The organism is Paenibacillus sp. AR247, from assembly GCF_002968895.1.
Classification (GTDB): domain Bacteria; phylum Bacillota; class Bacilli; order Paenibacillales; family Paenibacillaceae; genus Paenibacillus_AQ; species Paenibacillus_AQ favisporus.
Genome location: NZ_PCZT01000012.1, coordinates 162356 through 166872, shown reverse-complemented (window position 1 = coordinate 166872; position 4517 = coordinate 162356). Strand labels below are relative to the sequence as shown.

The 4517-nt window shown below is 55.8% G+C and carries 5 protein-coding genes; all 5 read right to left on the bottom strand.

Annotated features, from left to right (window positions below):
• Nucleotides 1-344, bottom strand: a 344-nt coding sequence (locus tag CPT76_RS22090) for a GNAT family N-acetyltransferase (RefSeq protein WP_105444484.1), incomplete at its 3' end; no start/stop codon positions are given.
• Between the two features lie 72 nt (nt 345-416).
• A complete protein-coding gene (gene hemW, locus CPT76_RS22085; protein WP_105444712.1) occupies nt 417-1613 on the bottom strand; it encodes a radical SAM family heme chaperone HemW in 1197 nt (398 codons plus the stop codon).
• Between the two features lie 102 nt (nt 1614-1715).
• Entirely contained in the window at nt 1716-3533 is a 1818-nt protein-coding gene (gene lepA, locus CPT76_RS22080; protein WP_105444483.1) for a translation elongation factor 4, read from the bottom strand.
• An 82-nt stretch (nt 3534-3615) separates the two neighbouring features.
• A complete protein-coding gene (locus tag CPT76_RS22075) occupies nt 3616-4026 on the bottom strand; it encodes a hypothetical protein (RefSeq protein ID WP_105444482.1) in 411 nt (136 codons plus the stop codon).
• A gap of 29 nt (nt 4027-4055) precedes the next feature.
• On the bottom strand, nt 4056-4517 hold a 462-nt coding region (gene spoIIP, locus CPT76_RS22070; protein WP_181152997.1), incomplete at its 5' end, for a stage II sporulation protein P.

Here is a 4517-nt window from a genome sequence, read left to right as displayed (position 1 = left end):
AAAAACGATACTTCGTACGTCAGGGCCATTATTTTAGGAATGCCTTGTCTTCTCGCCTCTTCCGTGAGCTTGCTCACCAGTTTGGAGCCGATTCCCATCCCCTTATGCCCTTCCGCAATTCCCAGGGAGCGGATCTCCACCAGGTCTGCGCCCAACTGGCAGAGCGAGCCGCAGCCGATCACTTTCCCGTCCGCCTCGGCCACGACAAACTGGTCCAGCTGCTTCTCAAGCACTTTGCGAGAGCGCGGCAGCATGATCCCCTTCTGTGCATAACCATCGATCATTTCGAAAAGCGGTTCTACGTCTTCTGGCACCGCTTTACGGCAAATAACTACCGCCGGCATCGCCATTCCCCCTCACACGTGCTGTCAACGATATGAATAAATATACAACAACACGCATAGAAGTTCAAGCGGTTATTTTGCGGTGAGCGAGCCTATAAATTCGCCGAAAACGTCGTTGCCGAACAGGATTCCCCGTTCGCTGAGGCGGTACCCGTCGCCCGTCTCCTCGAGCAGCCCCGCATTCAGCATTTTATGCAGCGGTTTGGCAAACATGTCTTCCATCGATACGCCGAACTGCTCTTCGAAATGCGTCCGGGACACTCCCTTCAAGACACGCAGGCCGACCATGAGGAAATCCTCCATCGCCTCTTCCCGGGGCACCTCGAAGCTCTCCATTCTCGGCAGTCCCTCTTTGGTCGCTTCCGTATACGGATTAACCCCTTTGATATTCATATGCCGCATGCCGCCGACATACCCGTGGGCACCCGCGCCGAGGCCGTAATAATCTTCGTTCAGCCAGTAGGCCATATTGTGGCGGCTGTGGAATCCGGGCTTCGCAAAGTTGCTGATTTCGTACTGCTCGTAACCCGCTTCCTTCATTTTCTCCATCAGCAGCAAATACATCTTCAGCTCGTCGTCCTCATTGGGCAGCGGCAGTTGATTCTTCTGGTACATCGTATGGAAAAGGGTGTTCTCCTCAACCTTCAGGCTGTAGATCGAATAGTGCGGCAGATTCAGCGCAAGCGCCTTGCTCACGCTCTCCGCCAGCATGTCCACCGTCTGGTTCGGCAGGCCGAACATCAGGTCGATCGACATGTTGTCAAAGCCGGCTTTGCGCGCGTTCTCCAGGCTCTGGTACACATCATCCGTATCATGGATACGCCCGATGCCGCTCAGCAGCTCGTTTTGAAACGCCTGTACGCCGAAGCTTACGCGGTTAACGCCGCCCGCTCTCATCACGGCCAGCTTCTCGAGGTCGGTTGTCCCCGGGTTGGCCTCCATCGAAAATTCAATATCTTCCGACCAGTCCGGAAAATACGTCTTGACCGTCTTCAGGAAATACTCCATTTCGTCCGGTTTCAGCACGGTCGGGGTTCCCCCGCCGACGAAAATGCTCGTTATTTTACCGGGAGGAACCTCTTTGACGGTTCGTTCCATTTCCCGCTCCAGCCCCAGCAAATAATCCATCACCGGCTGGTTCTTCAGCACATAGGAATTGAAATCGCAGTAAAAGCATTTATTCGTGCAAAAGGGAATGTGCAGATAAACCGCTTGGGGTTTACGGTTCCCCTGATACTTAACTCTTGGCGTCCCTTGCGGATTCAACATCGCCATCGCAAATTCCCTCCTTATATTTAGAAAGGGAAAGCCGCAGCGGCTCTCCCGTGGAATGGTCCAATGTACTCTATAAGCTTGCTTGGTGAAAGCCGACTAGTTGTCGTCGATTTTCAGGACGGCCATAAAGGCTTCCTGCGGCACTTCGACGCTGCCGACCTGCTTCATGCGCTTCTTGCCTTCCTTCTGCTTCTCGAGAAGCTTCCGCTTCCGCGAAATATCGCCGCCGTAACACTTGGCGAGGACGTTCTTGCGCATCGCCTTGACCGTCTCGCGGGCGACGACCTTCGTCCCGACCGAAGCCTGGATCGGCACCTCGAACATTTGCCGCGGAATGAGCTCGCGCAGCTTCTCGCAGATGCCGCGTCCGCGGTGGTATGCGCGATCGCGGTGCACGATGAAGGAAAGCGCGTCGACTTGTTCCCCGTTCAGCAGGATGTCCATCTTCACGAGGTTGGAGCGGCGGTAGCCGGACAGCTCGTAATCAAAGGAAGCATAGCCCTTCGTGCCAGACTTCAGCTGATCGAAGAAGTCGTACACGATTTCGGACAGCGGAATTTCGTACGTGATCGTAACCCGGGTCGTATCCAGGTATTCCATGTTAACGAATTCGCCGCGCTTGTTCTGGCACAGCTCCATGATGGTGCCCACATAATCGTTAGGCACGATGATCGCCGCCTTGACATACGGCTCCTCGACGTATTCGATTTTCCCGATTTCCGGATAGTTGGACGGGTTGTCGATTTCGATCGTGTCGCCGTTCGTCAGCGTGATGCGGTAAATAACGCTCGGCGCCGTCGTAATGAGCGGGATGTTGAATTCGCGTTCGATCCGCTCCTGGATAATCTCCATATGAAGCAGCCCGAGGAAGCCGCAGCGGAAGCCGAAGCCAAGCGCGCTCGACGTCTCCGGCTCGAAGCTCAGCGAAGCGTCGTTCAGCTGCAGCTTCTCCAGCGCCTCGCGCAGGTCATTGTAATCGGACGTCTCGATCGGGTACAAACCGCAGTATACCATCGGGTTGATTTTACGGTAGCCGGGCAGCGCCTCGAGTGTCGGATTTTTGGCATCGGTGACCGTATCGCCGACCCGGGTATCACCCACGTGCTTAATACCCGCTACGATAAAGCCGACATCGCCGACCCTAAGCTCGTCCACAATCGTCATCCGCGGTTTAAACGCGCCGACTTCGATGACCTCGAACGTCTTGCCCGTAGCCATCATCTTGATTTTGGAGCCCGCTTTGATGCTGCCGTCAATGACGCGAACATACACGATAACGCCTTTGTAAGGATCATAATGCGAGTCAAAAATGAGCGCCTTCAGCGGCTGGTCCGGATCACCGTTTGGTGGCGGTACCTGCTGGACGATCTGCTCCAGAATTTCCTTGATGCCGATGCCGGCCTTCGCCGAGGCGAGAACGGCGTCGCTTGCGTCCAGACCGATAACGTCTTCAATTTCCTGCTTCACGCGGTCCGGATCGGCGCTCGGCAGGTCGATTTTGTTAATGACCGGAAGAATCTCCAGGTTGTTATCCAGTGCCAAATAGACGTTGGCCAGCGTCTGCGCTTCGATCCCCTGGGCGGCGTCCACCACCAGCAGCGCGCCTTCGCAGGCGGCCAGGCTTCGGGAAACTTCATACGTAAAGTCGACGTGTCCGGGAGTATCGATCAGGTTCAGCAAATATTCCTCGCCGTCATCGGCGCGATAAGTCAGGTGAACGGCCTGAAGCTTGATGGTAATCCCGCGCTCGCGTTCGAGATCCATCTGGTCCAGCACCTGATCCTGCATTTCGCGCGAGGTGAGGGCGCCCGTATATTCAAGAATACGGTCCGCAAGCGTCGACTTGCCATGGTCTATATGGGCGATAATGGAGAAATTTCGAATGTTCTTTTGCCTTGCTTGTACGTCTGTCATGCCTTACCCCCAAAAACAGCCTGATGTGTAATCAATTCATTATAACAGTTGGAGGAAAGGCCAGCAATCCCACCTGCCCGCATTATTCCGTCACGTTGCTGAAGAGGGAGACGACGAGGCGGATTCCCTTTTGGGACAGCTCCTGCAGCAGGCCTGCCGTCTTATCCGCCAGCACGTCGACCGTCGGCGTGCCGCCCTGGTCCACCAGCAGCTGCTCGGGGGTCTTCTCATGCCAGTCCTGGACCTCGACCTGTTCCTGCTGCGGCTGCTCGTCCGCCGCCTTGAACCGGTTCGAGCTTTGGCGCGGCTGGGAAGGCTGTTGCTGCTGCTGCGTAGAAGCTCCCTGCTGCGGCCCGGCCTGCACGGCGGCAGCAGCCGTCTGCGCCTGCGGCGCGGGCGCCGGAGCATCCGGACTGGCCAGCTGCATGCCGACCAGAACGCCGATGCCTGCCCAAATTCCAAGCACGCACACTTTTTTAGCCCATTTTGACATGATCATACCTCCCTTGGCTCATTGCTTTCTCAGCTTTTATTATCTTTCTTGGCGGGAGCCGTTTGATCGGTGCTGGCCTTTTCCGCCTTTTGATCCGCGTAATAGACGTCCGCGATCGTCTGTGCCAATACTTCCGACGTCCGCTTCAGCTCCGCATCGGTGCTGTCGATCCCGCCGACCTCGATCAAAATGCTGTTCTCCGACAGCGACTGGTTATATTCCCCGTTGCCCATGGAGGAATCTTTCCCCCAAATGCCGCGGGACAATCCGGGATAGGCTTTTTCCAGCCGTTCATGGATGGAATTGGCGAAGGCTTCGTTTTTGCGCCAGTTTTTGTTGCCATGCCCGATAATGAAGAAGACCTGTGCGTAGCTTTTGCCGTTAATGTCTTTCGTCGTCCGGCTGTGCCCTTGAGAATCCCGGTGAATGTCGATCAGGTATTTCATGCCGCTGTTCTGGCTCATCGCAGCCTTCACCGTCTCGCGGGAATA